General features: G+C 69.1%; 28 protein-coding genes and 1 pseudogene. 14 read left to right on the plus strand and 15 right to left on the minus strand.

The window, feature by feature from the left end:
- Window position 1: 1 nt before the first annotated feature.
- The gene (gene fes / locus ACLQ2O_RS25850) at window positions 2-1,264 is read right to left on the minus strand and encodes an enterochelin esterase (RefSeq protein ID WP_425835778.1); all 1,263 of its coding nucleotides are present in this window, start codon (window positions 1,262-1,264) and stop codon (window positions 2-4) included.
- Window positions 1,265-1,635: 371 nt separating this feature from the next.
- Here fes and ACLQ2O_RS25855 point away from each other — a divergent pair, with 371 nt between their 5' ends.
- Together ACLQ2O_RS25855 and ACLQ2O_RS25860 are read left to right on the plus strand one after the other, a co-directional pair.
- The gene (locus ACLQ2O_RS25855) at window positions 1,636-1,851 is read left to right on the plus strand and encodes a hypothetical protein (protein ID WP_425835780.1); all 216 of its coding nucleotides are present in this window, start codon (window positions 1,636-1,638) and stop codon (window positions 1,849-1,851) included.
- 105 nt (window positions 1,852-1,956) lie between these two features.
- The gene (locus ACLQ2O_RS25860) at window positions 1,957-2,349 is read left to right on the plus strand and encodes a hypothetical protein (RefSeq protein WP_425835782.1); all 393 of its coding nucleotides are present in this window, start codon (window positions 1,957-1,959) and stop codon (window positions 2,347-2,349) included.
- Window positions 2,350-2,465: 116 nt separating this feature from the next.
- Here the strand turns inward: ACLQ2O_RS25860 and ACLQ2O_RS25865 are convergent, their stop codons facing one another.
- From ACLQ2O_RS25865 to ACLQ2O_RS25895, 7 genes and pseudogenes are all read right to left on the minus strand, one after another.
- Window positions 2,466-3,080: an SCO6745 family protein gene (locus ACLQ2O_RS25865; protein ID WP_425836505.1), complete on the minus strand. Its 615-nt coding sequence runs from the start codon at window positions 3,078-3,080 to the stop codon at window positions 2,466-2,468.
- 103 nt (window positions 3,081-3,183) lie between these two features.
- Window positions 3,184-3,288: pseudogene (locus tag ACLQ2O_RS25870) on the minus strand (MarR family transcriptional regulator); the annotation flags it as partial.
- A gap of 113 nt (window positions 3,289-3,401) precedes the next feature.
- Entirely contained in the window at window positions 3,402-4,538 is a 1,137-nt protein-coding gene (locus ACLQ2O_RS25875; protein WP_425835784.1) for a nitric oxide synthase oxygenase, read from the minus strand.
- 279 nt (window positions 4,539-4,817) lie between these two features.
- Entirely contained in the window at window positions 4,818-5,357 is a 540-nt protein-coding gene (locus ACLQ2O_RS25880) for a DivIVA domain-containing protein (RefSeq protein ID WP_425836509.1), read from the minus strand.
- Window positions 5,278-6,579, minus strand: a complete 1,302-nt coding sequence (locus ACLQ2O_RS25885) for a globin domain-containing protein (RefSeq protein ID WP_425835786.1) — start codon at window positions 6,577-6,579, stop codon at window positions 5,278-5,280. The genes ACLQ2O_RS25880 and ACLQ2O_RS25885 overlap by 80 nt, the downstream gene beginning before the upstream one ends.
- A gap of 449 nt (window positions 6,580-7,028) precedes the next feature.
- Window positions 7,029-9,500: a DEAD/DEAH box helicase gene (locus ACLQ2O_RS25890; RefSeq protein WP_425835788.1), complete on the minus strand. Its 2,472-nt coding sequence runs from the start codon at window positions 9,498-9,500 to the stop codon at window positions 7,029-7,031.
- A 484-nt stretch (window positions 9,501-9,984) separates the two neighbouring features.
- Window positions 9,985-10,536, minus strand: coding sequence for a hypothetical protein (locus ACLQ2O_RS25895; RefSeq protein WP_425835790.1), 552 nt, complete (start codon window positions 10,534-10,536; stop codon window positions 9,985-9,987).
- A 208-nt stretch (window positions 10,537-10,744) separates the two neighbouring features.
- Between ACLQ2O_RS25895 and ACLQ2O_RS25900 the strand changes: the two genes are divergently transcribed.
- From ACLQ2O_RS25900 to ACLQ2O_RS25910, 3 genes are all read left to right on the plus strand, one after another.
- A complete protein-coding gene (locus ACLQ2O_RS25900) occupies window positions 10,745-11,080 on the plus strand; it encodes a YciI family protein (protein WP_425835792.1) in 336 nt (111 codons plus the stop codon).
- A 173-nt stretch (window positions 11,081-11,253) separates the two neighbouring features.
- Window positions 11,254-12,264, plus strand: coding sequence for a Gfo/Idh/MocA family protein (locus ACLQ2O_RS25905; RefSeq protein ID WP_425835794.1), 1,011 nt, complete (start codon window positions 11,254-11,256; stop codon window positions 12,262-12,264).
- A 1-nt stretch (window position 12,265) separates the two neighbouring features.
- Window positions 12,266-13,261: a Gfo/Idh/MocA family protein gene (locus ACLQ2O_RS25910; protein ID WP_425835796.1), complete on the plus strand. Its 996-nt coding sequence runs from the start codon at window positions 12,266-12,268 to the stop codon at window positions 13,259-13,261.
- 2 nt (window positions 13,262-13,263) lie between these two features.
- Here the strand turns inward: ACLQ2O_RS25910 and ACLQ2O_RS25915 are convergent, their stop codons facing one another.
- Window positions 13,264-14,160, minus strand: coding sequence for an SDR family oxidoreductase (locus ACLQ2O_RS25915; protein ID WP_425835798.1), 897 nt, complete (start codon window positions 14,158-14,160; stop codon window positions 13,264-13,266).
- 89 nt (window positions 14,161-14,249) lie between these two features.
- Between ACLQ2O_RS25915 and ACLQ2O_RS25920 the strand changes: the two genes are divergently transcribed.
- Window positions 14,250-14,840: a TetR/AcrR family transcriptional regulator gene (locus tag ACLQ2O_RS25920; protein ID WP_425835800.1), complete on the plus strand. Its 591-nt coding sequence runs from the start codon at window positions 14,250-14,252 to the stop codon at window positions 14,838-14,840.
- On the opposite strand, the gene ACLQ2O_RS25925 is transcribed toward ACLQ2O_RS25920, so the two are convergent.
- A complete protein-coding gene (locus ACLQ2O_RS25925) occupies window positions 14,808-15,689 on the minus strand; it encodes a helix-turn-helix domain-containing protein (RefSeq protein ID WP_425835802.1) in 882 nt (293 codons plus the stop codon). The genes ACLQ2O_RS25920 and ACLQ2O_RS25925 overlap by 33 nt on opposite strands.
- 157 nt (window positions 15,690-15,846) lie before the next feature.
- Here ACLQ2O_RS25925 and ACLQ2O_RS25930 point away from each other — a divergent pair, with 157 nt between their 5' ends.
- Window positions 15,847-16,422: a TetR/AcrR family transcriptional regulator gene (locus tag ACLQ2O_RS25930; RefSeq protein ID WP_425835804.1), complete on the plus strand. Its 576-nt coding sequence runs from the start codon at window positions 15,847-15,849 to the stop codon at window positions 16,420-16,422.
- A gap of 100 nt (window positions 16,423-16,522) precedes the next feature.
- On the plus strand, window positions 16,523-17,290 hold the full coding sequence (locus ACLQ2O_RS25935) for an SDR family oxidoreductase (RefSeq protein WP_425835806.1): 768 nt from the start codon (window positions 16,523-16,525) through the stop codon (window positions 17,288-17,290).
- 138 nt (window positions 17,291-17,428) lie between these two features.
- Here ACLQ2O_RS25935 and ACLQ2O_RS25940 read toward each other — a convergent pair whose 3' ends face one another.
- Entirely contained in the window at window positions 17,429-18,298 is an 870-nt protein-coding gene (locus ACLQ2O_RS25940; RefSeq protein ID WP_425835808.1) for a LysR family transcriptional regulator, read from the minus strand.
- A 73-nt stretch (window positions 18,299-18,371) separates the two neighbouring features.
- Between ACLQ2O_RS25940 and ACLQ2O_RS25945 the strand changes: the two genes are divergently transcribed.
- The 3 genes from ACLQ2O_RS25945 (at window position 18,372) to ACLQ2O_RS25955 (ending at window position 21,118) form a co-directional block, all read left to right on the plus strand.
- On the plus strand, window positions 18,372-19,658 hold the full coding sequence (locus ACLQ2O_RS25945; protein ID WP_425835810.1) for an MFS transporter: 1,287 nt from the start codon (window positions 18,372-18,374) through the stop codon (window positions 19,656-19,658).
- The gene (locus ACLQ2O_RS25950; RefSeq protein WP_425835812.1) at window positions 19,618-20,358 is read left to right on the plus strand and encodes an N-acetyltransferase; all 741 of its coding nucleotides are present in this window, start codon (window positions 19,618-19,620) and stop codon (window positions 20,356-20,358) included. The genes ACLQ2O_RS25945 and ACLQ2O_RS25950 overlap by 41 nt, the downstream gene beginning before the upstream one ends.
- A gap of 136 nt (window positions 20,359-20,494) precedes the next feature.
- Window positions 20,495-21,118, plus strand: a complete 624-nt coding sequence (locus tag ACLQ2O_RS25955; protein WP_425835814.1) for a glyoxalase superfamily protein — start codon at window positions 20,495-20,497, stop codon at window positions 21,116-21,118.
- 107 nt (window positions 21,119-21,225) lie between these two features.
- Here the strand turns inward: ACLQ2O_RS25955 and ACLQ2O_RS25960 are convergent, their stop codons facing one another.
- Window positions 21,226-21,783, minus strand: coding sequence for a TetR/AcrR family transcriptional regulator (locus ACLQ2O_RS25960; RefSeq protein WP_425835816.1), 558 nt, complete (start codon window positions 21,781-21,783; stop codon window positions 21,226-21,228).
- A gap of 102 nt (window positions 21,784-21,885) precedes the next feature.
- Between ACLQ2O_RS25960 and ACLQ2O_RS25965 the strand changes: the two genes are divergently transcribed.
- A complete protein-coding gene (locus ACLQ2O_RS25965; RefSeq protein ID WP_425835817.1) occupies window positions 21,886-22,170 on the plus strand; it encodes a hypothetical protein in 285 nt (94 codons plus the stop codon).
- 215 nt (window positions 22,171-22,385) lie between these two features.
- Here ACLQ2O_RS25965 and ACLQ2O_RS25970 read toward each other — a convergent pair whose 3' ends face one another.
- Window positions 22,386-22,571 carry a DUF5703 family protein gene (locus ACLQ2O_RS25970; protein WP_425835819.1) on the minus strand — a complete coding sequence of 62 codons (186 nt, stop codon included), beginning with the start codon at window positions 22,569-22,571 and terminating at the stop codon, window positions 22,386-22,388.
- A gap of 28 nt (window positions 22,572-22,599) precedes the next feature.
- Window positions 22,600-23,541, minus strand: coding sequence for an aldo/keto reductase (locus tag ACLQ2O_RS25975; RefSeq protein ID WP_344171208.1), 942 nt, complete (start codon window positions 23,539-23,541; stop codon window positions 22,600-22,602).
- A 51-nt stretch (window positions 23,542-23,592) separates the two neighbouring features.
- Here ACLQ2O_RS25975 and ACLQ2O_RS25980 point away from each other — a divergent pair, with 51 nt between their 5' ends.
- The gene (locus ACLQ2O_RS25980; protein ID WP_425835821.1) at window positions 23,593-24,651 is read left to right on the plus strand and encodes an LLM class F420-dependent oxidoreductase; all 1,059 of its coding nucleotides are present in this window, start codon (window positions 23,593-23,595) and stop codon (window positions 24,649-24,651) included.
- A gap of 7 nt (window positions 24,652-24,658) precedes the next feature.
- Window positions 24,659-25,486: an undecaprenyl-diphosphate phosphatase gene (locus tag ACLQ2O_RS25985; protein ID WP_425835823.1), complete on the plus strand. Its 828-nt coding sequence runs from the start codon at window positions 24,659-24,661 to the stop codon at window positions 25,484-25,486.
- A gap of 105 nt (window positions 25,487-25,591) precedes the next feature.
- On the opposite strand, the gene corA is transcribed toward ACLQ2O_RS25985, so the two are convergent.
- Window positions 25,592-26,566: a magnesium/cobalt transporter CorA gene (gene corA, locus ACLQ2O_RS25990; protein ID WP_425835825.1), complete on the minus strand. Its 975-nt coding sequence runs from the start codon at window positions 26,564-26,566 to the stop codon at window positions 25,592-25,594.
- Window position 26,567 lies beyond the last annotated feature (1 nt).

Raw genomic sequence — 26,567 nt, forward strand, 5'->3', positions numbered from 1 at the left:
GTCAGAGGCCAATTCGAGGGTCTGAAGGACCTAGAGCGCGGTGGGCGGTAACAGTGGCTAAAGCGTCGGCGAGTGAGCCGCGCCAGCATGCGTAGTCATGTCCGCCGTTGAACTCCGTGTACGCCACCTCATAGCCCTTGCTGCGCAGGATGGTTCTCAGATGGCGGTTCGCGACCAGGATGGATGGGCCGTGGTCGGGGGTTTGACCGCGTTCCAGCAGGCCGGCCTCGAGGTAGAACCGCACGGGCAGTCGCTCGGTCTCGGCATACCGGCGGGTCAGCCACTCGTGTTCGTGGTCGTCGGCGGGGCTCCACCAGAACGATCCCGACTGCGAAATCACGGCGCCGAAGACCTCCGGGCGATTGAGCGCCGCGAACGCGGCGGCCTGACCGCCATGGCTCTGACCCGCCACGATCGTGCGCGCGGGATCGGTCGTGATCCGGTACCGCTCGCGGGCCCAGGGCAACAGTTCGTCGGTCAGGTACTCCAGGAAGGGTCTGCCGCAGGGGAGTTCGCGGTTGCGGACTTCCTGGGTCAGGCTGTCGACGAGGACGGCCAGCATCGGCGGGATGCGGCCGTCGTCGATCAGGTTGTCCAGGATCGTGGGGAACGGCATCGGGCCGGCTACGACGTCGCCGTCGAAGAGCACGAGGAGCGGATACGGCTCGTCGTCCGGTTGATAACCGGGTGGGGTGTAGACCCAGACGCGGCGCTCGTTGTCGAGGATCTCACTACGGTGCAGATGCTGGACGAGCTCGCCGGGCTTGCCGTCGGAACGCGGGGTCAGCCACGGCTGCGCGGGCGCGGCGGGTAGCTCGATCAATGACACCACGGTCTCGTGAGTGCCAAGGAATTCGTCCTCGGGATAGACGAATGTCGCAGGGTTGAGTGGATCGGCGAACCAGTGCGCCGTACTTTCCTGCCAGTCCTCTGACTTGACGGCCGCACCTTCCACGTCATCGACCGCCAGCCGGTAGGTGCAGCGCAGATCGGCGCGGACCCGGTAGGTGAGGTACCAGACGTCGGTGCTGTCCAAGTGGTGCATCTGATTGTCTGGTGCCTCCCATCCTGCTGGGCCGCCGAACACCGAGACGCCGGTAACGGGCTCGCCCGACCGGTAGAGAAAAGTCAGCCAGACATGCTGGTTGTCACCCAGCACAGGCTCCACCAATGGCGCACCTTGCTCGGCGACGGCGGCCCAGAACTCGTCGGTTCCGGCCGGATCGAGTTTCTGCAGACGTGGACTGTCGATTTGGTCGGACATGCATCATCCCCTCGGCGTCGCCCCCAACAATAAGTGAGTCTCGGCTTACTAGCCTGCGGCCAAGCCGCACCGGGGGCGACCTCTGCGCCGGGGCGCAGCTCGCCACGAACTCTGACCCTGAGCGCAGTCGCCGCCGAGTCCGACGATGACCGGCAGTTGTGCCGAAATCTTCGTCGGGTCAGGCGCCGCAACCGTTCTAAGTATAGGTTGCTCTAGGCAACTACCTACCCCGTCACAGCGTCGCGAGACATCGGCAAACGCTGATTGTCGTCGAACCCTGGTAGCTCGTGATCTGGGTAAGCGGGTCCGGTTGTTCATGCTGGGGTTGTTGGCGGGAATGCCGCGGGCGAGCTGTTGGACGATCGCCGAGCATGCCGGTGAGGCTGGCCGGACGTGATGCAGAATCTGTTGCCCGTGCGGTCTGGGACGTCGGTGCGATGCGTGATGACCTGCGCACCTACGTCGTGGATCACCTTGGCGATCCCGGCGCGGTGCTGGTGGTGGATGAGACCGGCGATCTGGGGCCAGGTTGGCGCGGGGCGTACCGCGCCGGGCGGATAGTACCTTTTCCGGCCTGTCTTTCATAGGCCATTCGGGAGTGCCTAGAAGCCTGCCAGGCGCCCCGGCAGCGCTCGTAGGGTCTCAGAGCGAGAACGATTCTCAGCACTCCCGAAGGATGACAAAGGAGATTCATGCGAATTCAGACGAAGGTCGCGGCAGCGGCAGCAGTCGGTATTGCACTCATGACAGCAGGCATCACCACGACCGCGCAGGCCGCCACCACCGGAGTTCAGGCCTGCGACAACGCCGCCTGGAAGCCCTACAAGACCGGCACCGGCCGAGGATTTGTGACCGGTGAGGTGCAGCGCTCTGGTGACTCTTGCGGGAACGCGAGCGTGGTCGTGACGGTCTACCGCGAGAACGGGTTCTTCGACCAGCTGGTCGCCTCCCGCGAGCAGACCTTCGCCTACGGACGACTCGCCGCCACCGGGACCTGCCTGGGCAACGGTGGCTTCTACACCCAGATCCGGATCAACGGCGTAACCATCGCTCAGTCGGACACGGTTTACATCCCCTGCTACTAGGCACGGCCGCGAACAAGAAGTGAAGTTCTTGACCATCGTTTCCTGGTCGAGGGCCCTCGAAGGGCGTCGCTCGTTGCGCGGGCGGCGTCCTTCTGTTCGTCGGGTTCGGTTGTTGGCTAGTAGCCGACTGACTTGATGGTTGCTGCGATGGGGGTGAGGTCGGCTTGGAGTTGGCTGGTTTCGGCCGGGGTGAGGATTTCGTATGCCGGGGCGGCGAGGGTGTCGGTGAGGGACTCGATCTGGGTTTTCAGGGTGCGGCCTGCAGGGGTTAGGGATGGGGTGGGGGTTATTAGGCCTCTGGTGTGCAGGCCGGTTAGGACCTTTGCCAGTTGGGTGGGGGTTAGAGGGGACAGGCGGCCGTAGGCCTTGAAGGTCATGTTGGCAGCTAGGGCGGCTAAGGCGTGGGATTCTTGGCCGCCGATTGATGCGGCGATCAGGGCGGTTGTGTGGCTGTCGCCTCGGTGTTCTCGGAGGAGGGTGGCGGCGTGGTAGAGGCGGGGGACGGGGGCCTCGGGGACGGGGCGGGAGCGGAGGGCGGCGTAGAGGGGGCGGCCGGGGGTGGGGGCGTTCAGGGCTGCTCGGAGGGATAGGTCGGCGGCTCGGGAGAGTTCGGGGGAGTCGGCTAGCGGGCCGAGGATTCGGTGGAGGGCTTGGGTGCAGCCGGAGCGGTGGGCGGCGAGGACTGCCTCGGGGGTGGCGATGGTCCAGATGGCGGGGATGTGGGCGGCGATCTCGCCTGGGGCGAAGTTGTAGAAGACGGCGTCGACTACCTCGGGCGGGGGCGCGGCCCAGGGGTGCGGCGCGGGCGGCGAAGTAGCCGGGCCAGTAGTCCTCGTAGCCGAGGGCGTGGAGCTCGTTGGTGGGCTCGTCGGACTGGTACGCGACCTGGTGGATCGGTTCCAGCAGTCGCCGGCAGATGGTGCGTGCGGTGGATTCCACGAGGGTGCTCCCAGGACCGACCGGCCCGTTGCCGGTCTCTTGCCCTAGCTACGAACGCGCTTGGCAGCGTTCGACAGGTGTCCGGGAAATTGTCAGGAGCTCGGGGCCACAGCTCACCGGAACGCGGCCGGACACCCCCGCAGCCCGCGGGACGCGGCGTCAGGATCGGCGAAGAAGTTCGGCACCAGCTCCTCGGTGTCGTAGTGGCGGTGGAAGACCGGCGTCAGCGACCCGGACATCGGCGGCACGATCCAGCTCCAGTCGGCCGGGCAGCTGCGCCCGGCCTTCTCCTCCCGCTCGACGTGAACGAGGAACCGGCGCGACTCGGTGTGGTGGTCGGTGATCGTCACCCCCTGCGCCCGGAACGAGTGCAGTACGGCGCGATTGAGCTCCACCAGCGCCCGGTCACGCCACAGGCTCGCCTCGTTCGACGTGTCGAGCCCCAACCGCTGCGCGACCTCCGGAACCAGCGCGTACCGGTCGTCGTCGCCGAGGTTGCGCGCACCGATCTCCGTCCCCATGTACCACCCGTTGAACGGCGCGGCCGGGTAGGAGACGCCACCGATGAGCAGCCGGTTGTTGCTGATCACCGGTACGGCGTGCCAGCGCAGCCCGAGATCGGCGAACCACTTCAGCTCGGGATGCTCGAGCGGGACCTCGTGGACCGATCGCGCGGGCAGCTGGAACATCCGGGGTCCCTCGTCGACCGTTTCGACGACGAGGGGGAGTACGTCGAAAGCTCCCGGGTCCGAAGGCGGCTTCCAGCCACGCCGTACGAGCTCGCTGGTGAACGATTCGTAGCGCGGATCCCCGAGCACGCTCCCGTCGGGCTGGTCGTAGCCGGCGTACCGGATGAGTTGCTCGTTCCAGATCCGGGGCGCGGGCCGCTGCGGCGTCTCGGGGGCGAAGATGCTGATCATCGGGCGGATCTTGCCGCCGTTGTGCGCGACGCGCAGGTGGTCGAAGCAGTGCCCGGCGACGCCGCTCGCGTCGCCGACCGTCCGCAGGTCGCGCACCTGCAGGCTGCGCCAGTACAGCCGCCCGATGCAGCGCGCGTTGTTGCGCCACGCGACGCGCGCGCCGAACGCCAGCTCCTCGGGGGTGTGCCAGTAGGTCCCGGTCAGGTCGATCTCGCGCATCACCGCGACGATCCGCGGGCCGATCCGGTCGGCCCGCGGGTTCTCGGCGGCGAAGAGCTCCAGGAACTCCTCGGCCGCGGCGCGTACGTCGTCGGTCTCCGGACCGCGCAAAGCCGGAACGGAAGCCGAAGCGGGAGCCGGAGCAGGGGGTTGACCATGAGCCGGACAACGAGCCTGACCAGGAGCTGGGGCGGGAGGCGGTGGCGGCTCGGCATCCGGCCGTCGTACGGGATGAGTCGGCCTCGCCTGGACTCTGCCGGGTCCCGGCGAAGCCCGCCGGCCACCTCGTGGGGCCTTGTGCCACGGCCGGTCGCCGACCTGGAGGAGGCCGAGGATCGCCAGCAGGAGAACCACCAGGGGACGGTGCTGTGCGGGTCTCATGGTCCGGTCCTAGCCCCGGGATCCCGGAGCGCGCCCGTTCGGCGTACGGGTGTGCGAGCCCTTGGGGTCGTCGAAGAACGTGGCCGGGTCCGGCTTCGCGGGCTGGACCCCGGCGCCGAGGTGCTCGACCTCGGTGGCGAACGAGCTCACGATCGACTGCATCTGCGCCTGGGCGGTCTGCGCGTACGTGCGCACCTGCTGCCCGGCGGTGTCCATCGCCTCGGCGACGATCCGGCGCTCGTGCTCGCGGGCCTGGCCGATCCGCTCGCGGGCGTCGCGGCTGACGTCGTTGACCATCTCCTCGACGACGAGCTGGGCCTGGCTGAACATGTGGACCACCTGCTCGTTCACCCGGTCGCCGGCCCCCTCGTACTGGTCGAGCTCGCCCTGCACGCGCTGCAGCTCGGCCTGGAGGCGCTCGTTGCGGGACCGGGTCTCGCCGAGCTCCCGGTCCATCGCCTGCAGCTGGTCAGCCAGCCGATCGAGGTACCCGTAGACCTCGCTCGCGTCGAGCCCACGGAGCCGTTTCTGGAACGTCTCGTCCCGGATCGACCGAGCCGTCTGCTGTGGGGAGCCGTGACGGTGTTTGCTGGTCCTCACTGGGGGTCTCCTGCCCTGGTAGCGGTGGCCCGACGGCATGTTCGCCCGCGGCCGCGTAGTAGAAGTGCTCGTACTTGATGTGCTCGGGACTCATGCCGGCGGCGGCCAGGCGCTCGAGGGTGTGCGCGACCATCTGCGGGCCGCCACACACCATCGCGGTCCGCCCGTGCAGCGCCTGGCGGGCAGCAACGGTGCCGACCTTTCCGCGAGTCCCGGGATAGGACGGGTCGTCGGACACGACCTCGGTGTACTCGAACCACGGCCGGGTCTCGGCGAGCTGCCGCAGCCGTGGACGGTCGTAGAGATGCCAGGGCATCCGTACGCCGTGCAGCAGGTGGACCAGCGGCCCGGTGCCTGACCGCTGCCAGTCGCTGTCGATCTGCTCGAGAACGGCCAGCAGGGGAGCCAGGCCAGTCCCACCGGCGACCAGTAGCAACTCCCTCGCCGTACCGTCCCGCAAGGTCAGACGCTCGCCGACTGGCGCCCCGAGCTTCACGGTGTCACCGGCCTTCAACGACCGTACGACGGTAGGGCTCACCTGCCCGCCGTCGATCTGCTGCACGTGCAGGTCGATCGAGCCGTCCGCCCGTGGGGCGTTGGCCGGGCTGAAGTAGCGCCACTGCCGGGGCCGTTGCGGAATCTCCATCGAGATCGACTGGCCGGGGCGGAACTGGAACGCGCGCCGCGGACGGACCGTCAGCAGCGTGAGATCCATGGTCCGCCGCTCGGCCGAGATCACGTCGGCGTCCCACCAGTCGGGGCTGGACTCGGACGACGTCTCCGCCGCCTCGACCATGATCCGCGCGACCACCTGGTACGCCGCCGTCCAGTGTGCGGCGAGCTCCTCGTCCCACTCGGGCCCGAGGAAGTGCATCAGGGTCGCGCAGAGCGAGGCCCCGACCGCGTTGTAGTGCTCCGCGAGTACGGCGTACTTGCGGTGGTCGCGGCCGAGGTGCTGCAGGAAGGCCGCGTCGTTCTCGATCCGGTCGGCGTGGCTGACGATCCGGCCGAGCGCGCCGACGAACTTGTCGCGCTGGTGGGCCATCGACAGCGGGAACATCGCCCGCACCTCGGGATGAGACACGAACAGGTGCGAGTAGAAGTACAGCGGGACCTGTTCGCCGTGCTCGGTGACCTGGTCCCAGCTGCGTTCCAAGGCGTGAGAATCCATGGGAAATCGCTATCTGCCCCGAAGCGGCGGCTCTTCGGGAACAGCGGACGTTTCATTTCCGGGACCACCGTGGTCCCGGTTGCCGGTGGCGCGTGCCGGCGGGGCTTGCGTTGACAAGGGTTCCCTCCCAAATCCAGTTCCCGAGTCTTGTCCGGTCCTTCGACTTTCCCGATCTACCCCCGGTCCGGAGGGCTAAACCGTTGAAAGGACTCAAAAGTCTCGAAATTCTGAACCGGCCCAAACCCTTGAAATCTGGGAGGTTTCCTGCGAAGGCGGCCGCACCCCGGAAAAGGTGCTGGAGGCAACTACCTGCGTCCGCGCAGGTCAGGCGCCGATTTACCGTTGTGTATACGGTGTGGCCTAAAGTGGTCTACACCGGCCGGCTATTTCTGGTCTGACCCGGAATGTCGCGGCATTGCCGGGTCAGCGGCCAGAAATTCGCAGTTCAGCTACTGGGATTCCAGCGCGTTGGTCAGCAGGGTGGCCAGCGCCTCGACCTGGATGTCGGTGGTCGCGAGCTCGTCGGCGTCGGCGCCGTCCAGGGCGACCGCGGCCAGGCCGGCCTTGCTGTCGATCAGGTCGGCGATCCGGGTGTCGATGGTCTGGGCGGCGATCACGCGCCAGGCCGTGACGGGCTCCTGCTGACCGATCCGGTGCACCCGGTCGATCGCCTGGGTCTGCTCGGCGTTGGTCCAGGACAGCTCGGCCAGTACGACGTTCGACGCGACCTGGAGGTTCAGGCCGACGCCGGCGGTCAGCAGCGAGCAGACGACGATCGAGACGTCCGGGTCGTTGACGAACGCGTCGATGTTCTTCTGCCGGGCGGTGGGGGACTGGTCGCCCCGGATCGACGCGTAGCTGATGCCGCGGTCGGCGAACAGCTGCTCGGCGGTGTCCATCGCCTCGATGTGGCGGGCGAAGTACACGACCTTGCCGACGTTGTGCGCCAGCTGGGCCGCGTAGTCGGCGGCCAGGCCGGCCTTGGCCTTGCCGATCCGCCGGACGAGCGTGAAGACGTTCTCGCCGGTCTTCGCGGTCGACATCTCGGTGCGTTCCCACTCGGCGACCTGGTGGACCAGCGCGTGGTCGATACCGTCCACGACGACACCGGAGCTGCGGGTCTCCAGGGCGAGCCGGTACCGGGCGACCAGGCGGCCGGCCAGCTCCCGCTCGGCCTCGCGGATCGAGCGGCCGACGGAACCGTCGAGCTCGACCGGCAGGTTGGCGATCCGGCGCGCCGGGATGTCGGCGGCGACGTCGACCTTGCGGCGTCGGACGATGCCCATGTCGATCACGCTGGACCGGGCCGCCGGGTAGAAGGCGGGGTCGGCCGGCGTGAGGTCGGTCTCCTCGAGCTTCTCCATCAGGACGGCGCCCGGTGAGCGCTCCTCGATCCAGCCCAGGTACTGCCAGATCGCGGTGAAGTCCTCGATGTCGTTGATCAGCGGCGTACCGGTCAGTGCCATCAGCAACGGTCGCGCGGTCCGCGAGCGGATCCGCTCGGACAGGTGCAGCACGTTGCGGGAGCGGTGCGACTTCTTGTTCTTGATGAAGTGCGCCTCGTCGACGACCATGCCGCGGAAGCCGAAGTCGACCAGCCAGCCGACGTGCCGGTCGAGCACCTCGTAGTTCACCACCACGATGTCGGCGAAGCCGTCGATGGTGTCGCCGTCGCCCTGGATCACGGTCGCCTTGCGTTTCGGCGTCCACAGGTCGGCCTCGCGCGCCCAGTTCGTCTTGACGACGTTCGGTACGACGACGAGCAGCGGGTAGGCCTGCGCCGCCTGCGCGGCGAGCAGCGCCTGGGCCGTCTTGCCGAGGCCGGGCTCGTCGGCCAGCAGGAAGGTCCGGTGCCCCTCTGCGGCGGAGGCGATCAGCTGGGCCTGGTGCAGCATCAGCTCACGGTCGCCCGCAGCCTGCAGCGAGGCCGGCGCGGGCAGGGACATGCTGGCGGAAGCGCCGGCCTGCTCGAACGACCGCAGTAGGGGACCGATCAGTTCCCAACCGGCCAGGCGGCGCGGCTTGGCCTCCTTCTGCGGCGCGGCCGAGAAGTCGGGCGCGAGGAACGGGTTCGCCAACTGGCGGGAGACGACCGACTGCGGCACGACCTGGCGCGGCGGCGGGGCGGCCTCGGTGGGCTGCTCGACCGGCTTGGGCTTTTCCACAGGTGCTTCGAGGCCGGCCGCGAGCAGCATCTCGCGCTGCAGTGCCACGGCCGCCTCGGACATCACCGCGTCCTCGGCGAGCAGCGCGAGCAGCGAGGGCTCCCGGGCGGCGGTCTTCGCCAGGATCGTCGCGACCCCGTCGAGTCGCCGCAGCTGCTCGGCGCGGTAGGCGTCGGTGGCCGTCGCGTCGCTGTTGACCTGGGCCCGCTCCTGGCGGACCAGCAGGCCGATGACCTGGAACTTTGTCCGGATCGAGGGGACGATCGCGCCGCGCTCGACAGCGGCCTCGACCTCCCGTACGGCGCGCGCGAGGACCGGGATCAGGCCGTCGGCATCGTCGGTACGGCGCTTGCGCCGCGTCCCGCCGCCCGATCCACCGCGGGAAGCGCCACCCGACCCGCGGGACGAGCCGCCGGTGCTGCCCCGGGACCCGCCACCGGTACTCCGCGAGGCTCCGCCGCGGCCGCCACCGGAGCCGGACCGCGAGCCTCCGCTGCCCGATCCACCCCGTGACGCGTTGGCGGACCCGCTCCGGACTCCGTCCGAGGGGCCTCGCGAACCGCCACTGGACCCTCCTCGCGCACCTGACCCGGTGCTGGAGCTGCCGCGCGCGCCGGCCGAACTGCCGGCCCCGTCGCGCGAAGCGGCGGCCGAGCCCCCACGGGACCCACCGCTCGTCGAACCACCACGCGAAGCACCGGACGAACCGCCGCGCTGCGCGTCGGTCCCGGTCTGGCGACGACCTCGGTTGGCCAAGAATCCTCCTCAGAGCCACCACGGCACGGTGCCGCGGCACAACAGCACCGCCGTACGCCGTCGTCGGTCCGACCAACCGGCGTGCAAGCACGGTTCATCGACTCGTCGAGCGGCCGAGGACCCTCCGGCGGAACTGGCTTGTCGTACGGGACGACGGGTAGATGGCCGTGAGTTCCAGCCCCGGGCGAAGTGGTCGCGGCGGGATCAGCGGTGCGGGGGCGTCAAGCCCACGGGCTCAATAGTAGTTCCCCGCCCCCGGTGCGTGTCACCGGTATGGCGAGGTTATCTGCCGAGCCGGTCATCGACGGTGGGTCCGGGGCTCTGTCCACAGGCTCCGGGAGGCTCGATGCACAATCTGTGGATGGTTGTGGACAACCTGTAACGGGGAACGGGCGGCGGCTGCAACATGGGTGGGATCCGGGCATGAAGCTGCGGCATCCGTCGGGACCCTGCGCCCGACGGATGCCGCAGATCGATGAAGCGGTCAGCCGCAGATGGACGTTCGCATGACCTCGGCCGGGCTGTTCCAGTTGGCGCAGCCGGACTCGGAGTGGCCGTACCAGTCGTGGCCGAACTCGTGGGCCGCGAGCAGCGCGACGTCGCCGACGGCGCTGGCGACCAGGGTGATGCGCTGGCCGGCACCGTAGTTGCAGCCGATCACCGTGCCGGCGCCGCAGTCGGTGATGTAGCCGTCCTGGCAGGAGACGGGGGTGCCGCCGCCTTCGGTCAGGCCGTTCCAGGCGGCCGCGCCCTGGCGGATCTGGCCGGCGTACTGGGAGCAGGACGCCGTGATCGTGTACGAGCGGGCGCTCGGGACGTCCCAGCCGAGGATCTTGGCCGGCATCGGGGCGGCCTTACCGGGCACCAGCTGGACGCCGTGAGCCTCGGTGCCGTGGCTGTCCTCGGCCGCGGTCGTCATGGTCTGGGTGGTCGGTGCGGTCTCCGGCTGGTCGTACGCCGACGCCGCGGGAACCGATCCGAGAACGGTGGCCGCCACTGCCGCGAACAGCACCGTCACGCGCTGGAATTTCCTCATGGGTGTTTCCTTCCGGTCCTCACTTACACGGAATTCGCCCATGAGCACACCGGGGGCGGAGCGGGTCGTCGGCCTGGCAGGCGGCACTGACAACCTTGTCATGGGCGGTGACGTGACACATCGTTGTCAACTGACCACGAGCTGTCAAGGGGTTGTGGCTGTGCAACCGTTGTCCGGTTGACTGGTGCGGACACCTGGGAGGACTCACATGCAGTTCGCGTTGCTGTACTACTACGACCCCGCCGTCGCCGGTCCGACCAAGGAGGAACTGCTCGACTGGCTGGCCTTCGACGCCGCCGTCCGCAAGGCCGGCGTGTTCGTGCACGAGGCCGGTTTCCACTCCGTTGCGCGGGCCCGGACCGTGCGGGTGCGCGACGGCGAGACGACGAGCGAGAAGGGCGGAGCCACCGGTACGCCGGTGCTGGCGGGCTACTACCTCGTCGACGTGGCCGACGCCGAGGCGGCCGAGATGTGGGCGGCGATGATTCCGACCGCCCGGTACGGCGCGGTCGAGGTCCGGCCGATCGTCGAGTACGACGGCTGACGCATCGGCGCGTCGCTCGGCGTACGGGCTACCCTCAGATCGGAATCGTTTCCAAAACTCGGTCGGATGCTGAGACAAACCGCCGGATCGGCCCGCAGGACGGGGTCCGGCGGGGTTAGGTAGAGCGGGAGATCGTTTTCCACTGAACCCGACCTGGTGCGAGGGAGAAGATGGTGTCGAAACCGCTCAAGATCGCGGCCCTGGGATTCTGGCATGTGCACGCTGGGGACTACTCGAGGCAAGCGCAGGAACATCCGGGGACCGAGCTGGTCGCGGTGTGGGACGACGACCCGGTGCTCGGTCAGGCCGGCGCGGAGAAGTTCGGCGTGCCGTACACCGACGACCTGGACGCATTGCTGGCCCGCGACGACCTCGACGGCGTCACCGTGACCACGTCGACCGACGTGCACCGCGACCTGATGGTGAAGGTCGCGAACGCCGGGAAGCACATCTTCACCGAGAAGGTGCTGGCGCCGACGGTGGCCGAGGCCGAGGAGATCGTCGCCGCGGCCGACGCGAACGGCGTGAAGCTCGTCGTCTCGCTGCCCCGGCTCGCGCACGGCTACACGAACGCGATCCGCGAGGTGATCGACAGTGGCGACCTGGGCACGATCACGTACGGCCGGGTCCGGCTGTCGCACGACGGCGCGGTGTCGGACGGCGGTAAGGGGGGATGGCTGCCCGAGCGCTTCTTCGAGCCGAAGACCGCGATCGGGGGAGCGCTCACCGACCTGGGGTGCCACCCGGTCTACCTGACGCAACTCTTCCTGGGGTCGGCGCCGGAGACCGTCAGTGCTGTCTACCGGTCGGTCGCGGGGCTCGGGCTGGAGGACAACGCGGTGGTGACGGTCGGGTACGCCGACCAGCGGATCGGCGTGATCGAGGCCGGGTTCGCGAGCGGCAATCCCTTCACGATCGAGCTCTTCGGAACCACCGGAAGCCTGACCTACACCGACGACGGCAACGTGCTGCGGGTCTTCGGACCGGCGTTCGGGGAGGGACGGCAAGTGGCTGTGCCCGAGCACAGCCTGGATCCGTTCGGTCAGTGGGTCGACCACATCACCAACGGCACGCGGGCCGACGACAACATCGCGCGGGCCGTCGAGCTGACCCGGTTGGTGGTCGCGGCCAACGAAGCCGCGGCCCAGGGCAAGGTCGTCCAGTACGCCGGATCGGGGAGCTGACATGCCGGAGATCAAGGTCGGACTGATCGGCGGCGGCGGGATCGCCGGCGCCCACATTCGCGGGTACCGCGAGCACGCCGCGCGGATCGGCATCACCGCCGTGGCCGACGCGCTCGAGCAGACGGCAGCCGCCCGGGCCGAGGAGCTGGGCGCTACGCCGTACACGGACTACCGGCAGATGCTCGAGGTCGAGGAGCTCGACGCGGTCGACATCTGCCTGCCGCACCACCTGCACCGGGACGCGATCGTCGCCGCGGCCGAGGCCGGGAAGCACATCCTGTGCGAGAAGCCTCTGTGCCTGACGGCGGCCGAGGCTGTCGACGTACGGGCTGCTGTTACGGCGGCCGGCGTGACGCTGATGTGTGCGCACAACCAGCTGTTCCTGCCGGCCGTTGCCAAGGCCAAGGAGTTGCTGGAGGCCGGGACGATCGGGACCGTGTACGAGGTGCGGACGACGGACAGCTTCTACAACGACTTCGACCCGTCGACGATGGGGTGGCGGGCGAGCGCCGCGACGAGCGGTGGTGGCGAGCTGATCGACACCGGCTACCACCCGACGTACCTGCTGCTGCACCTGGCGGGCGGGAAGCCGGTCGAGGCGACCGCGATGCTGTCGACGCACCGGCTGAAGTTCATGGAGGGCGAGGACTCGGCGCAGGTGCTGGTGCGGTTCGACAACGGTGTGGTCGGTCAGCTGGTGACGAGTTGGGCCTACCAGCCGGCCGCCGTGACCGAGCGGTTCTCGGTCGTCGGGTCGGAGGGTGCGTTGCACAGCGACGGGAACTCGCTGACGATCCGGCCGCGGTCGGGTGAGGTCGAGACGATCGAGCTGGCGCCGGTCGACGGGTTCGTCGCGGAGATCGGGCACTTTGCCGACTCGCTGCTGGGGAAGACGCGTCCGCTGCACACCGAGGAGGAGGGCATCGCCGTGCTCGGGATCCTGCTGGCGGCGTACGAGGGCGCTCGCACGAAGACGATCGCCCCCGTACTGGGCTAGGCCTACTGGAAGTAGTGGCCTAGGGCAAGGTCTTCGAGGAGGCCGATCTCCTGCGTCCGCCAGTTGAGCAGCTCGCGGGTGCGGTTTGCGGTGGTCGGGTTGTCGATCGCGGCGAAGTGGGCCAGGTAGCCGATGTACTCGGGTGCCTGGTCCACCGTGATCGAGCGGGTCGGCAGGTCGAGTCCGCGGCCGAGCGCCTCGGCGATCTGGCGGAACTCGACGCCGCCGTCGTGGACGGCGTGCAGCCGGGTGCCGGCCGGGGCCGACTCGAGGGCGAGGCGGTAGAGCCGGGCCGCGTCGTTGGTGTGGACCGAGGACCAGCGGTTCGTGCCGTCGCCGATGTACGCCGAGAAGCCGTTGCGCCGGGCGAACTCGACCAGCGAGACGATGAAGCCGGTGTCGAGCGGGCCGTGCACGATCGGAAGCCGGACGACCGACGAGCGGATGCCCTTGCCGGCCAGGTCGACGACGAAGTTCTCGGCGTCGATGCGGTAACCGTCGGGGAGGACGTCGTCCTCGGTGCCGGGGCGGTCGAGCCCCGCGGGGGCGAGCAGGCCTGTGCCCGACGTACCGACCAGTGGTTTGCCGGTGCCGGCGAGGGCGTCGGCGATCGTCTGCAGCGCGGCCAGGTCGGAGTCGGCGGCGCCGGCCAGGTCGCCCACCTGCATCGCGTCGTGGCGGAAGGCGAGGTGGATCACGCCGTCGGCCGCGGTGGCGGCGGTGCGCAGGGTGTCGAGGTCGTCGAGGTCGCCACGGACGACGTCCGCACCCCAGCCGGTGAGGCGGGCGGCGGATGCGGCGGAGCGGGCCAGGCCGACGACCTGGTGATCGTGCTGGAGGAGTTCCGGGACGAGGGCGGAGCCGAGGTGGCCGGTCGCTCCGGTGATGAAGACGCGCATCGGTGGTTCCTTCCGAGTGATGTCATCGTGTGACATCACTCAGGTTACACCGCTGATGTCACACGATGACATCGACTAGGATCGGTCGCATGGTGCGCTGGGAACCGGACGCGGCAGGACGGCTGCGCGAAGCGGCGATGGCGCTGTACGCCGAGCAGGGCTACGACGGCACGACGGTCGCCGGGATCGCCGACCGGGCCGGGGTGACCGCGCGGACGTTCTTCCGGCACTTCGCGGACAAGCGCGAGGTGCTGTTCGCGGGCTCGGAGGGCCTCGAGCAGGTGATGGTCGCCGCTTTGGTGGCCACGCCTGTGGAGGCCGGGCCGATGGAGGCGGTCGCCGCGGGGGTGCTTGCGGCGGGGGAGTTCTTCGAGGGCCGGCACGATCACTCGCGCCGCCGGCAGGCGGTGATCGCGGCGACTCCCGAGCTGCGCGAACGGGAGTTCATCAAGATGGCCTCGCTGGTCGCAGCCTTCGGCGCGGCGCTTCGCGAGCGCGGCGTCCCGTCCGCCCGCGCGGCTCTGGCGGCGGAGACCGGCGTCACGGTCTTCCGAGTGTCCTTCGAGCGGTGGGTGGACGGGCCGGACGCGGACATCGTCGACATCCTGCGCGAGACCCTCGCGGAGCTGACGGACCTGACAGGTGCGTCAGGGCTTCGGCCGGCGGACCTTGCGGAGTAGGGCTTTGAGAAGGGCCGGCGTCTCCTGCGGTGGGGGGATTGACGCGGCCAGGGTGTCGAGGATTTTGGTGTACGCGTCGACGTCGTCGCGTTTGTCCAGGTAGAGGGCGCTGGTGAAGTGTTCCAGGTAGACGACGTCGGGGAGGTCGGGCTTCGGGAAGCGGAGGACGGTGAAGGCTCCGCCGGAGGCGGCGTGGCCGGCGCTGGTGGTGGGGATGATCTGGAGGGTGATGTTCGGGCGTTTGACCGCTTCGAGCAGGGCGTTGAGCTGCGCGCGGAGGACCTCGGGCCCGCCGATCGGGCGCTGGAGGGCGGATTCCTCGACGATCGCCCAGAGCTTGACGGGTGGTTCGCGGTCGAAGATCACCTGCCGGGTCCGGCGGAGTGCGACGAGTTGCTCGATCTCCACGTCGGACCGGTCGCCGGTCGCGCTCAGTTGCGCGACGGCCCGGGTGTACTCCGGGATCTGCAGCAGCCCCGGAACGAACTGGATCTCGTACGTGCGGATCAGCTCGGCCGCCGCCTCGAGGCCGAGGTAGGCGTCGAACCAGTCCGGCGTGACGTCGCCGTACTGGTGCCACCAGCCCGGGGTGTTCGCGTCGCGGGCGAGCTGGACCAGGCGGTCGCGCTCGGGCTCGTCGCGTACGTCGTACAGCGTGAGCAGGTCGAGGACGTCGCGTTCCTTGAAGCTGACCCGGCCGAGCTCGAGCCGGCTGATCTTCGATTCCGAGCCGCGGATCGCCCACCCCGCGTCGGCGCGACTGACTCCGGCGCGCTCCCGCAGTCGTCGCAGGTGCGCGCCCAGCATGATGCGCAGGGCCGTCGGCCCCGGCTCGTTCCGCCCGGCCATGGCAGCAGTTTACAGGAAGATCGAACAGATGTTCGAGCCGCCTGAAAATCTGTGACAGGTGGGACGAATGAGGTCAGACGAGTGATTTCGTGAATGAGCAGAGCGAGAATTTTGCCTGGTATTATGTCTTGCAGCATATATAGAAGGTGGGGCGGTCATGCCACGGAGAAGTGATGCTCGGCGGAAGATGATCGAGGCGGCTCGGGGTCTCATTCGTGAGCGTGGGCTGAACGCGACGGCGATCTCCGACGTTCTCGAGCGGAGTGGGGCGCCGAAGGGGTCGGTGTACTTCCACTTTCCCGGCGGGAAGTCGCAGTTGGCTGTCGAGGCGGCGGCGTCGCACGCTCACCTGCAAGTGGCGATGATCGACGAGCTCGCGGCTGAGTCGTCCTCGGCGGGGGAGCTGATCGGACGGTACGTCGATGCCGGCCGGGACGGCATGCTGAGCAGTGATTTCTCGCGTGGATGCGGGATTGCGCCGCTGGTGGTCGAAGGGCCGCACGATGTCGCGGAGCTCGCCGAGACGAGCAGAAGCGGCTTCGCGGAGATGGTCGACCGGGTGGGGTTCCACTTCGTGGCCTTCGGCATCGATCGCGTCGCCGCGCGCTCGCTGGCCGACGCTGTGGTCGCCGGGATGGAAGGCGCCATGGTCACGTCGCGGGCGTTCCGCAGTGCGGCTCCTTGGGATGCGGTCAAGGCCTCGCTGCTGGCGTACGAGAAGACCGTTCGCTGAGCTGGGCGGATCGAGTCGGAGGGTCTTGTTTGTTGCTTGAGTATGTATGGTGGGTGACATAGTAAGAATTGGCTTCGTCTACGAACGAGGGATCGAACTCATGGCACGGGTACTCATCACCGGCGCGTCGCGCGGCATCGGCCGCGGCCTCGCGGACGAACTCACCAAGCGCGGCCACGAGGTCATCGCCACCGCACGCGACCTGTCGTCGCTCGATGACGTGCCTGCCGCGCAGCGGCTGCAGCTCGACGTCACGGACCAGGCGTCCGTCGACGCCGCGATCGCGGCCGCGGGCGAGGTCGACGTACTGATCAGCAATGCCGGCGCGACGGTTCGCGCTCCGCTCGAGACGGTTCCGCTGGACGAGGTGAGTCGGCTGTTCGAGCTGAACACGTTCGGCGCTCTGCGCGTGGTCCAGGCGGTCCTGCCGCAGATGCGCCGGCGCGGGGCCGGGCGGATCGCGTTCATCTCGAGCGTGCAAGGGCGGGTCGCGATCCCGCTGATCGGGCCCTACTCGGCGTCGAAGTGGGCGCTGGAGGGGATCGCGGAGAGCCTGGCGATCGAGGTGCGTCACTTCGGGGTCGAGGTGCAGGTGTTCGAGCCTGGCGCGGTGTCGTCGGGCGGCGCCAAACGGGCGAAGGTGTTCCTCGATAAGGACGACCCGTACTACCCGATGCTGGAGCAGCTCGCCGGCTTCCGGACCGCGCCGGTCACCGTTGACGAGTTCGCCACGGTCGTTGCCGATGCGGTCGAGAACACCGAGGTGCCGTTCCGGGTGCCGGTCGGCGAGGCCGCGATCGCCCAGCTGAAGGCCCGCAAGGAAGCACCGGAGAACGAGCCGTTCGTCGCGGCACCGCTGGACTGGTAGAGCGGCTCGGTCGGAAGGACAGTTGGACGTACGTCGGCACACGCGGCGATGCGACGTGGCGATGAAGTGGTGCCGCTGGGGTCAGCCCCAGGCATCGGGAGTGACGACCTGGTCGGCGGGCTGACGTCCGCCCGGGGATCAGCGTGTGAGGTTGAGGGCTGATCTCAAGGTCGGGAGGAGCTTGATGAGCGGCGCCGGTGGGGTGGTGCGGGTGACTACCGACAGGGTGAGGCGGTAGCGGAACGGGGCGGGGAGCAGGCGTTCGCCGGGGTGGAGTTCGGCGGCCAGGGCGCTGCGAGGGATCAGGGCCAGGTGAGTGCGGCGGCGGGCCATGGCGATGGTGGTGGCGAGGGTCACGCCTCGGCGTGGGGTCGCGCCTAGCGCGATCAGGCGGGTGCGGAGGTCTTCGGCGCCGCGGTCGTAGGTGGAGAACGGGATCGGGCGGTTCTTCAGGGGCTGCTTGCCGCGGCTTGGGGCGTCGGCGCCGGCTGGGGCGAAGAGGACGAGCTCGTCGCGGCCGACGGTACGGGCAACCGTGCCGCGGGGGAGGACCATCTGGTCGGCGATCGCGATGAAGGCGGCGTCCATGGTGCCTTCGGCAACCTTTTCGACGAGGTAGTGGCCGTGGTCGACCTGCTGCTCCAGGTCGACGCCGGCGAGCTCGGCGTCGAGGACCGGGAAGAGGATCGGCGCGAGGCTGGCGAACGTGCCGACGACGAGGCGGGTGCCGGTCGCGGCGGCGCGGGTGGCGTCGTACACCTCGTCGAGGTGGCCGAGGATGTGCTCGGCGCGACGGGCGAGCTCGAGGCCGGCGGTGGTCGGGCGGGCGCCGCGGGTGTCTCGGTCGAAGAGCTTGGCGGCGCAGGCGCGTTCGAGGCGCGCGAGGCGTTGCGAGGCTGAGGGTTGGGAGATCCGTAGCTCGCGGGCGGCGGATCCGACCGAGCCGGTTCGGTGGACGGTGAGGACCAGGCGGAGGTCGTCGACCGAAGGACTGGGTGATGAGGCCATAGGCACAGGCTATGGCCGAAGGGCAAGTCTTGCCGACTACCTGGGATCTGCCGGCGCGACGAGGATCGCGGGTATGGATGCTCGCCGGGACGCCGTCGTACTGCTGGCTGGGGGTGCGGTCGCGGACTTCGCGTTCCGGCTCGCGCAGATCGCGCTGCCGCTCGTCGTACTGCAGTCGACCGGGTCGATCGCTGCGACGGGGCTGGTCGGGGGTGCTGCGGGGATTCCGGTGATCCTGTCGCCCTGGTGGGCCCGACGGGCGCGGCAGTGGGTGGATTCGGGGCCCCGGCTTGCGGCGGTTGCGGTCGTGTCAGCGGTGGCGTTGGCGATCGTGCCGGCGTGTGCGGCGTACGGGGTGTTGCGGCCGTGGGTGCTGATGGTGAGCGGGCTGCTGCTCGGGTGTGCGGATGCATTGTCGACGCCGGGGCGGTCGGCATTGCTGGCGGATACGGGGGATCGGCTGGGTCGGGATCGAGCCGTGCTGCTGCTGACGTGGCAGGACGGGCTTAGGCGGGCGGGCATGTTGGTTGGGCCTTCGGTGGGGGCTGTTGCGGTGGCTGCTGGGCTGACGAACACGGTGCTGTGGGTCGAGGCCGTGGTGGTGCTGGCGGCCGGCGGGCTGGCTGCGACGGTGAAGGGGGAGCGGGCCCGGTCGCTCGCGTCGGCCCGACCGGAGAGTGGGGCGCATGCTTCAGGCGAGCGGGAGCCTGCGCCGAGCATTCGGGTAAGTCTGCGGGGGCGAGAAGATGTGCTGTACGGGTGGGTCGCGCGGGGGACTGGGTGCTTGACCTGGTTCGCGTTCACGTTGGGGTTGTCGGTGATCGGGGCTGAGCGGGGGCGGCCGGGGGTCTACCTTGCGGCAGGGATGAGTGGGTACGGCGCCGGGGCGTTGCTGGGGACGGCGGTGTCGCTGGCCGTCGTACGGCGGATTGCGCCGATTCCGGTCGCCTCGGTGGCGTGGACGGTGATGGGGTTGTGCTGGGTCGGGATGGGGGTGTGGACGACGCCGGCTGCGATCGCCGTACTCGGTGCGTTGTCGGGCGTGACTGTCGTGCTGGGGATCGCGGCGATCTCGATCCTGATCACGCGGTCGTCGTACGGGGCTGAACGGCGGGCGCTGCTGTCGGGGCAGGGTGTGGTGGTGAGTGCGAGCAGCTCGGCGGGGTTGTTCGTCGGTGGGCCGATCATCGCGGCGGTGGGGGCAGAGGCGACGTTGATCGGCGCTGGGGTGCTGACGAGCGCGGTTGCTCTTGGGGTCCTGTTGGTCCGGCCGGGAAATGCGGTGCCGGCGGGGGTGGCGGAGTGCCACACTGCGAGCCATGGCGAAGATCGTGATCAGCACGTTGGCGGAGCGGCCTGAGGTCACGCCGTACCTGGGTGATTTCTGGGGTGTGTGGCCGCGGTTCATGCTGAACGATCTGATCGCCGACGCGTTGCTGTGGCGGGTGACGGCGGCCTTTGCCGATCAGTGCTTGATCGCGACCGAGGACGGAGAGCTGGTCGCGCATGCTCGGAGCATCGCGTTCGCGTTCGGGGACGACGATCGGACGGAGTTGCCGGCCGGCGGGTGGGACCAGGTGCTGCAGTGGGGGTGCGAGGATCTTGATCGCGGGCGGGCGGCGAACGTGTCCAGCGCGCTGGAGATCATGATCCGGCCGAGCCACATGGGGCGGGGCTTGTCGTACGAGATGCTCGCGGCGATGAAGGCGGCGGCCAAGGCCAAGGGGCACAGCACGTTGTACGCGCCGGTGCGGCCGAACGGGAAGGCTGATCCGGCGGTGCCGATGGTCGAGTACGTCGAGCAGCTGCGCGCGGACGGTCTACCGGTGGATCCTTGGCTGCGGGTGCATGTGCGCGCCGGTGGGACGATCGTTCAGGTCGCGCCGCGGTCGATGGTGATCGCGGGGACGCTGGACGAGTGGCGCGAGTGGACCGGGCTGCCGTTCGACCGGACGGGACCGGTCCTGGTCCCGAAGGCGCTGGCGCCGGTGCTGTGCGATGTCGAGCACGACCATGCGGTGTACGTCGAGCCGAACGTCTGGGTCCGGCACGAGCTGTGACGTGGAGTCGGCGCTCACGCGGCCTGGGGTGGTAATCTTTGCGTCGCAGGCGCGGGTTCACACCCGGTCGTAGGGCGCAGCGGCAACAAGCCGAAAGGGCAAGGCCCACCTACTTCATCACCGAAGAGGGAGCGCCATGCCCAAGCTCGAAACGTACAAGAAGCAGGCGAAACTGCTCGTCCGCTGGCACCGCGAAGGCAACTTCTCGATCGGCGGCCGCATCCGGCAGCTCGCTCGCTATCGCACGTTGTCCGACCGCGAAGCACTTGCCCTGAAGTTTCCGCTCACCGAAGCCCAGGAGATCATCGCCCTCGAAGAGGGCATTGCCAGCTGGGCCGAACTCAAGGCGGGCACGGAAGCGGCCCCTTCCACCAGCGAGCAGCCGGAGACCCAGGACACGGCGGTCGCGAAACCGGTGCTGTACGTCGCCGACGTCGATGCCTCGGCCGCGTTCTACCGCGACCAACTCGGATTCCGAATCGACTTCTTGCACGGCAACCCGCCGTTCTACGGCTCGGTGTCGCGCGACGGCGCGACCTTGCACTTGAAGCTCGTGCACGCGCCGGTGTTCGCGGCCGGTGCCGCGGAACGAGAAGGGCTCATCATGGCGTTCGTCGAGATGCCGAACGTCCGCGAACTGTACGCGGAGTACCTGGCCGCAGACGCCGAGATCGTGCAGAAGCTGACCAAACAAGCATGGGGCGGCACGGACTTCATCGTGCGCGACCCGGACGGCAACGCGCTCGCGTTCGTCGGCTGAGGCTCGCCGCAGCCGAGGCATCACCAGCTGGTAGGGCAGCCGTACTTGGAGACCTTCTGCTGATTCTCTACTTTGACGAGGTCGGCTTCACCTGTGTGAGGTTGGTGCTACTCGGCGTTCGGAACGCGCAGACCGTCGAGAATGACGGCTAGAGGACGGTCGTCGGCGGCGTGTCGGCGGGCTTGAGAGGCGCCGGCGAGGAGGGCGATGACGTCCCCGACGCCGATGTCCCTGCGTACGGCCCCGTCTTGCTGCGCGTGCTCCAGCAGAGCGGCCAGGGCTCCGGTCAGCTCCTCGGCGACCGGCGCGACCGCCTCGGTTGGGTGGACACCCAACTCGGCCAGCGCGTCGGCGAGTTCGAGTTTGGTTGCCGAGCCCCGGACGACGGCGGCGAAGAAGTCGAAGAAGGCTGCTGGATCCGGCGACGCGGCGTGTTCGCGGGCGTCGGCGGCGATCCGGGTGAGGCGCTGGACGATGAGCGCCTGGAGCAGCGCCTCCTTGGTGGGGAAATGTCGAAAGACGGTACCGACACCGACGCCGGCTGCTCGGGCGACCTCCTCGGTCGAGGCGGCGGTACCTCGTTCCGCGAAGACCCGCTCCGCGGCTGCCAGTACTCGCGCGCGGTTGCGCTGGGCGTCGGCGCGCGGCGGCCGGGCGGAGGTCATCGACCACTCCTTGCAAACGGAGTGGTCAGTCCGTATTCTCTAACCGGAGTCACAAGTCCGATTCTATGGCACCACGTTCATGCCAACAGGATGGAGATCCGCATGTGGCAGGCGTTACTGCTTGCAGCCCTGGCCGGCGTGCTGGCCGCGAACGCGTACCCCCACTTCGCCAAGGGCATCACGGCGGAGCGGTTCCCGACCGTCTTCGGGTCCTCACCGGTGGTCAACGTGCTCGCCGGCTGGTCGGGCTTGGCGCTTGCCGGGCTATGCCTGTGGGGCGCGCATCCCGTGCGGTACCCCGGCTGGGCGCTGCTCGGCCTGGCCGTCGGCACGCTGCCGATGGGCCTGTTCCACGCCACCGGTCGTACGATCGGCGCTCGCGAATGAAGTCCACCCAGGTCCCAGATCAGAACAGGGTCTTTGACCGAACCGCTGCGGGGTAAGGATTTGGCCGCCGCGGACATGGTGGAGGGGCCGGGGATGGAGTTGCTTCTCCGGCACTGAGATCACGTGCGACCGAGGATAGACAGGCGCGGAACCTGGGCGGGAGCGGGCGTAGCTGACGTCCGGAGGTCGGCTGCGGAGCGCGCGCGGGATGAGGTTCAGAGCGTTCGCATGACCTTGATGATTCGGCGGCGGAGCCAGACTCTTCTGGTGCCGTCCGGGTAGCGGCGGAGGCGGGCGAGTTCCCAGCCGCCGTACTCGGCGTGTTCGGTGAGTAGGCGGCGGACCGCGCCGCGGGACTCTGTTCGGGACAACTCCAGCTGTTGCAGCTCGTACTCGGCCATCCGCACCTCCGTCACTTCAGGCGTTACCTCACGACACATCCTCCAGCGCGGCCGCGATGGCCGGCGGAAGGGTGAGCTCCTCCGTTCCCAGCACCGACTTCAACTGCATCGCCGTCCGGGCGCCGACGATCGCCGCCGTCACGCCCGGGCGGTCCCGGACCCAGGTCAGGGCGACCTCGAGCGGGCTCCAGCCGAGGCCGTCGGCGGCCCGGGCCACCGCTTCCACGATGCCCGAACCGCGGCCGTCGAGGTAGGGGTCGACGAATCTGGACAGATGCTGAGACGCCGCCCTCGAGTCCGCGGGGATGCCGGTCCGGTACTTCCCAGTCAACACGCCGCGCCCAAGCGGCGACCACGCCAGTACGCCGATGCCGAGCCCGCCGGCCGCGCGGATCGCGTCCGCTTCGGCGTCGCGGGCGAGCAGCGAGTACTCGACCTGGTTCGACACCGGTACGGCGCGGCCGGGCCACGCCTGCTGCCAGGTGACGGCGCGGGCCGACTTCCAACCGACGTAGTTCGACACCCCGACGTACCGGACCTTGCCTGAGTTGACCGCGTGGTCGAGCGCCGACAGCGTCTCCTCCAGCGGGACGTCGTCGGACCAGGTGTGCAGCTGCCAGAGGTCGATGTGGTCGACGTTGAGCCGCCGCAGTGAGCCCTCCAGATCGCGGAGCAGGGCGCCGCGGGAGGTGTCGGTGATCCGTTCGCCCCGCCGTACGCTGAAGCCCGCCTTGGTCGCGATCACCAGGTCGTCACGGTCCACGACGTCGCCGAGGAGGGTGCCGATCAGGCGTTCGCTGTCACCGTCCCCGTACGCCGCCGCGGTGTCGATCAGGGTCCCGCCCGCCGCCACGAAGGCGGCGAGCTGTTCACGGGCCTCGTGCTCGTCGGTGTCCCGGCCCCAGGACATGGTGCCCAGACCGAGCCGGCTCACCGCCAGACCACTGTGACCGAGATAGCGCTGCTGCATACACCGAGCCTATTGCGGACGACCGGGAACGGCTCGTTAGGCTCGCCTGTCATGCGACTCGGACTCAACATCGGCTTCGTCCTTGGCGGCGACGACCACCTCGACCATCTCAGGCTGGTGAAGGAGGCCGAGCAGCTCGGGTTCTCGGTCACCTGGGCCGCGGAGGCGTACGGCTCGGACGCCGTCACGCTGCTCACCTGGATCGCCGCCGAGACCTCGACCATCGACGTCGGCGCCGGCGTCCTGCAGATCCCGGCCCGGACGCCGGCGATGACCGCGATGACGGCGGCCACCCTCGACCGGCTGTCCGGGGGCCGCTTCCGGCTCGGGCTCGGCGTGTCCGGCCCGCAGGTGTCCGAGGGCTGGCACGGCGTACGGTTCGGCAAGCCGCTGGAGCGGACCCGCGAGTACGTCGCGATCGTGAACGCCGCGATGCGCCGCGAGACGGTCGCGTACGACGGCAAGCACTTCACGCTGCCGCTCCCGGACGGTCCGGGCAAGGCGCTGAAGCTGTCCACCCGGCCGTTGCGTGACCACGTACCGGTGTACCTTGCGGCGGTCGGGCCGAAGAACCTCGAACTGGCCGGCGAGATCGCCGACGGCTGGCTCGGCATCCTGAACGACCCCGCTTATCTGGGAGAACAGTTGAACCACATCCGGACCGGCCGCGCGACGCGCGAGCCCGGCCTCGGCCTGGACGGCTTCGACGTGGTCGCGACCGTGCCCGTGATGGTCGGCGACGACCTGCAGGCCGCCGCTGACCCGATCCGCGGCTACACCGCCCTGTACGTCGGGGGCATGGGCAGCCGGGAGAAGAACTTCTACAACCAGCTCGCGGTCCGGATGGGCTACGCCGACGCGGCCAAGGAGGTCCAGGACCTGTACCTGGCCAAGCAGCACCGCGAGGCGATGGCCGCCGTACCGTTCGGGTTCATCGACGCGATCTCGCTGCTCGGCGACAAGGCGCGGATGGCCGACAAGCTCACCGCGTACGCCGAGGCCGGCGCGACGACGCTGACGCTGACCCCGTTCGCGTCGACCGTGGACGAGCGGATCGCCGCGCTGCGCACGGTGTCCGAGGCGCTCGAGCTCGCCGGGATCGGTGACTGACCTCCCCATGACGATTTGGGACGCCATCATCCTCGGCATCGTCGAGGGCCTCACCGAGTTCCTGCCGGTGTCCAGCACCGGCCACCTCACGATCACCTCGAAGATCCTCGGTCAGCAGATCGACGATCCGGCCATCACGGCCTTCACCGCGGTGATCCAGTTCGGCGCGATCGCGGCGGTCGTGCTGTTCATGTGGAAGGACATCAGGACGTACGCCGTCGCCTGGTTCAAGGGGTTGCGCCACCCGGAGTACCGGGGTGAGTTCGACCACCGGATGGGCTGGTTCGTGATCGTCGGCTCGCTGCCGATCTGCATCGTGGGGTTCCTCTTCCGGGATCTCATCTCCGGCCCGCTGCGCAGCATGTGGTGGGTCGCGGGGTCACTGATCGGCTGGTCGTTCTTCATGGTCGCGGCCGAGCGCCTCGGCAGCAAGGCGCGGCCGCTGACCCGGATCACGCTGATCGACGCGGTCGTGATGGGCGTCATCCAGTGCCTCGCGCTGATTCCGGGCGTCTCCCGCTCGGGCGCGACGATCACGGCCGGCCTGTTCCGCGGCCTGGACCGGGTCGCGGCGACCAAGATGGCCTTCCTGCTGGGCATCCCGGCGCTGGTCGGCGCCGCGGTGTTCCAGTTGCCGGAGGCCCTGAAGGGCGACGTCGGCGTGATGCCGGTGATCGTCGGGACGATCGTCAGCTTCATCGTGGGCTACGCGTCGGTCGCCTGGCTGATCAAGTTCGTCGCCAAGCACACCACCGAGGTGTTCGCCTTCTACCGGATCCTGCTCGGCATCGTCATCCTGATCCTGCTCGCCACGAGCACGATCACGGCCACCTGAGCGGTCACGGTCCCGGGACCGTGAACACCAACTGGGGACCTCGGACAGGAAATAACATGTCCTAGGTCCCCGGGTGGTGTCCGAGGTCCTGGGAGCGGGACGAGGTCACAGCCAGCCGGCGCGGCGGAAGCCGGCGTACATGGTGGTGCAGACGGCGATCATCAGGGCCAGGCAGGCGAAGTAGCCGTAGTACCAGCGCAGTTCGGGCATGTTGGTGAAGTTCATGCCGTAGATGCCGGCCAGCATGGTGGGGGCGGCGGCGATGGCGACCCAGGCGGAGATGCGGCGCATGTCGTCGTTCTGCTGGACCGAGACGCGGGCCAGGTGCGCGTTCAGGGCCGAGCTGAGCAGCGTGTCGAGGGCCTCGGTCTGGTCGGAGACGCGGATCACGTGGTCGGCGACGTCGCGGAAGAACGGCGCCGCGTGCTTGCTGATGAGCGGGACCGAACCGTGCGCGAACGCCTCCATCGGGTCGCGCAGCGGGCCGATCGCGCGGCGCATCTCGAGCACCTCGCGCTTGAGCAGGTAGATCCGCTCGGCGTCGCTGGTCCGCTCGGGGGAGAAGACCGAGCTCTCCACCTCGTCGACGTCGATCTCGACCTGCTCGGCGACCGACTCGTAGCCGTCGACGACCGAGTCGCAGATCGCCCACAGGACGGCGGCCGGGCCGTGGCCGAGGAGCGACGCGCGGTCCTCCAGGTCCTGCCGGGCCGTGGTCAGCGGTGCGCCTTCGCCGTGCCGGACGGTCACGACGTACCGCGGCCCGACGAACACGCTGACCTGGCCGGTCTCGACCGCGTCGCCCTGGTCGACGTACCAGAGCGTGCGCAGTACGACGACCACCGAGTCGCCGAACCGCTCGACCTTGGGCCGCTGGTGCGCCTTGAGCGCGTCCTCGACGGCCAGCGGGTGCAGGCCGAACAGCTTCTGCACCCGGCCCAGCTCGTGCTCGGTCGGCTCGTGCAGCCCGATCCAGCCGAAGCTCTCGCCGTCGTCGCCGATCGCCTGCGCCACGGTCTCCGGGTCGGCGGGCAGGTCCTTGCGCTCACCCTCGGCGTACACCCCGCAGTCCACGATCACG

It is taken from the genome of Kribbella sp. DT2, assembly GCF_049844575.1.
In the GTDB taxonomy this organism is placed as follows: Bacteria; Actinomycetota; Actinomycetes; order Propionibacteriales; family Kribbellaceae; genus Kribbella.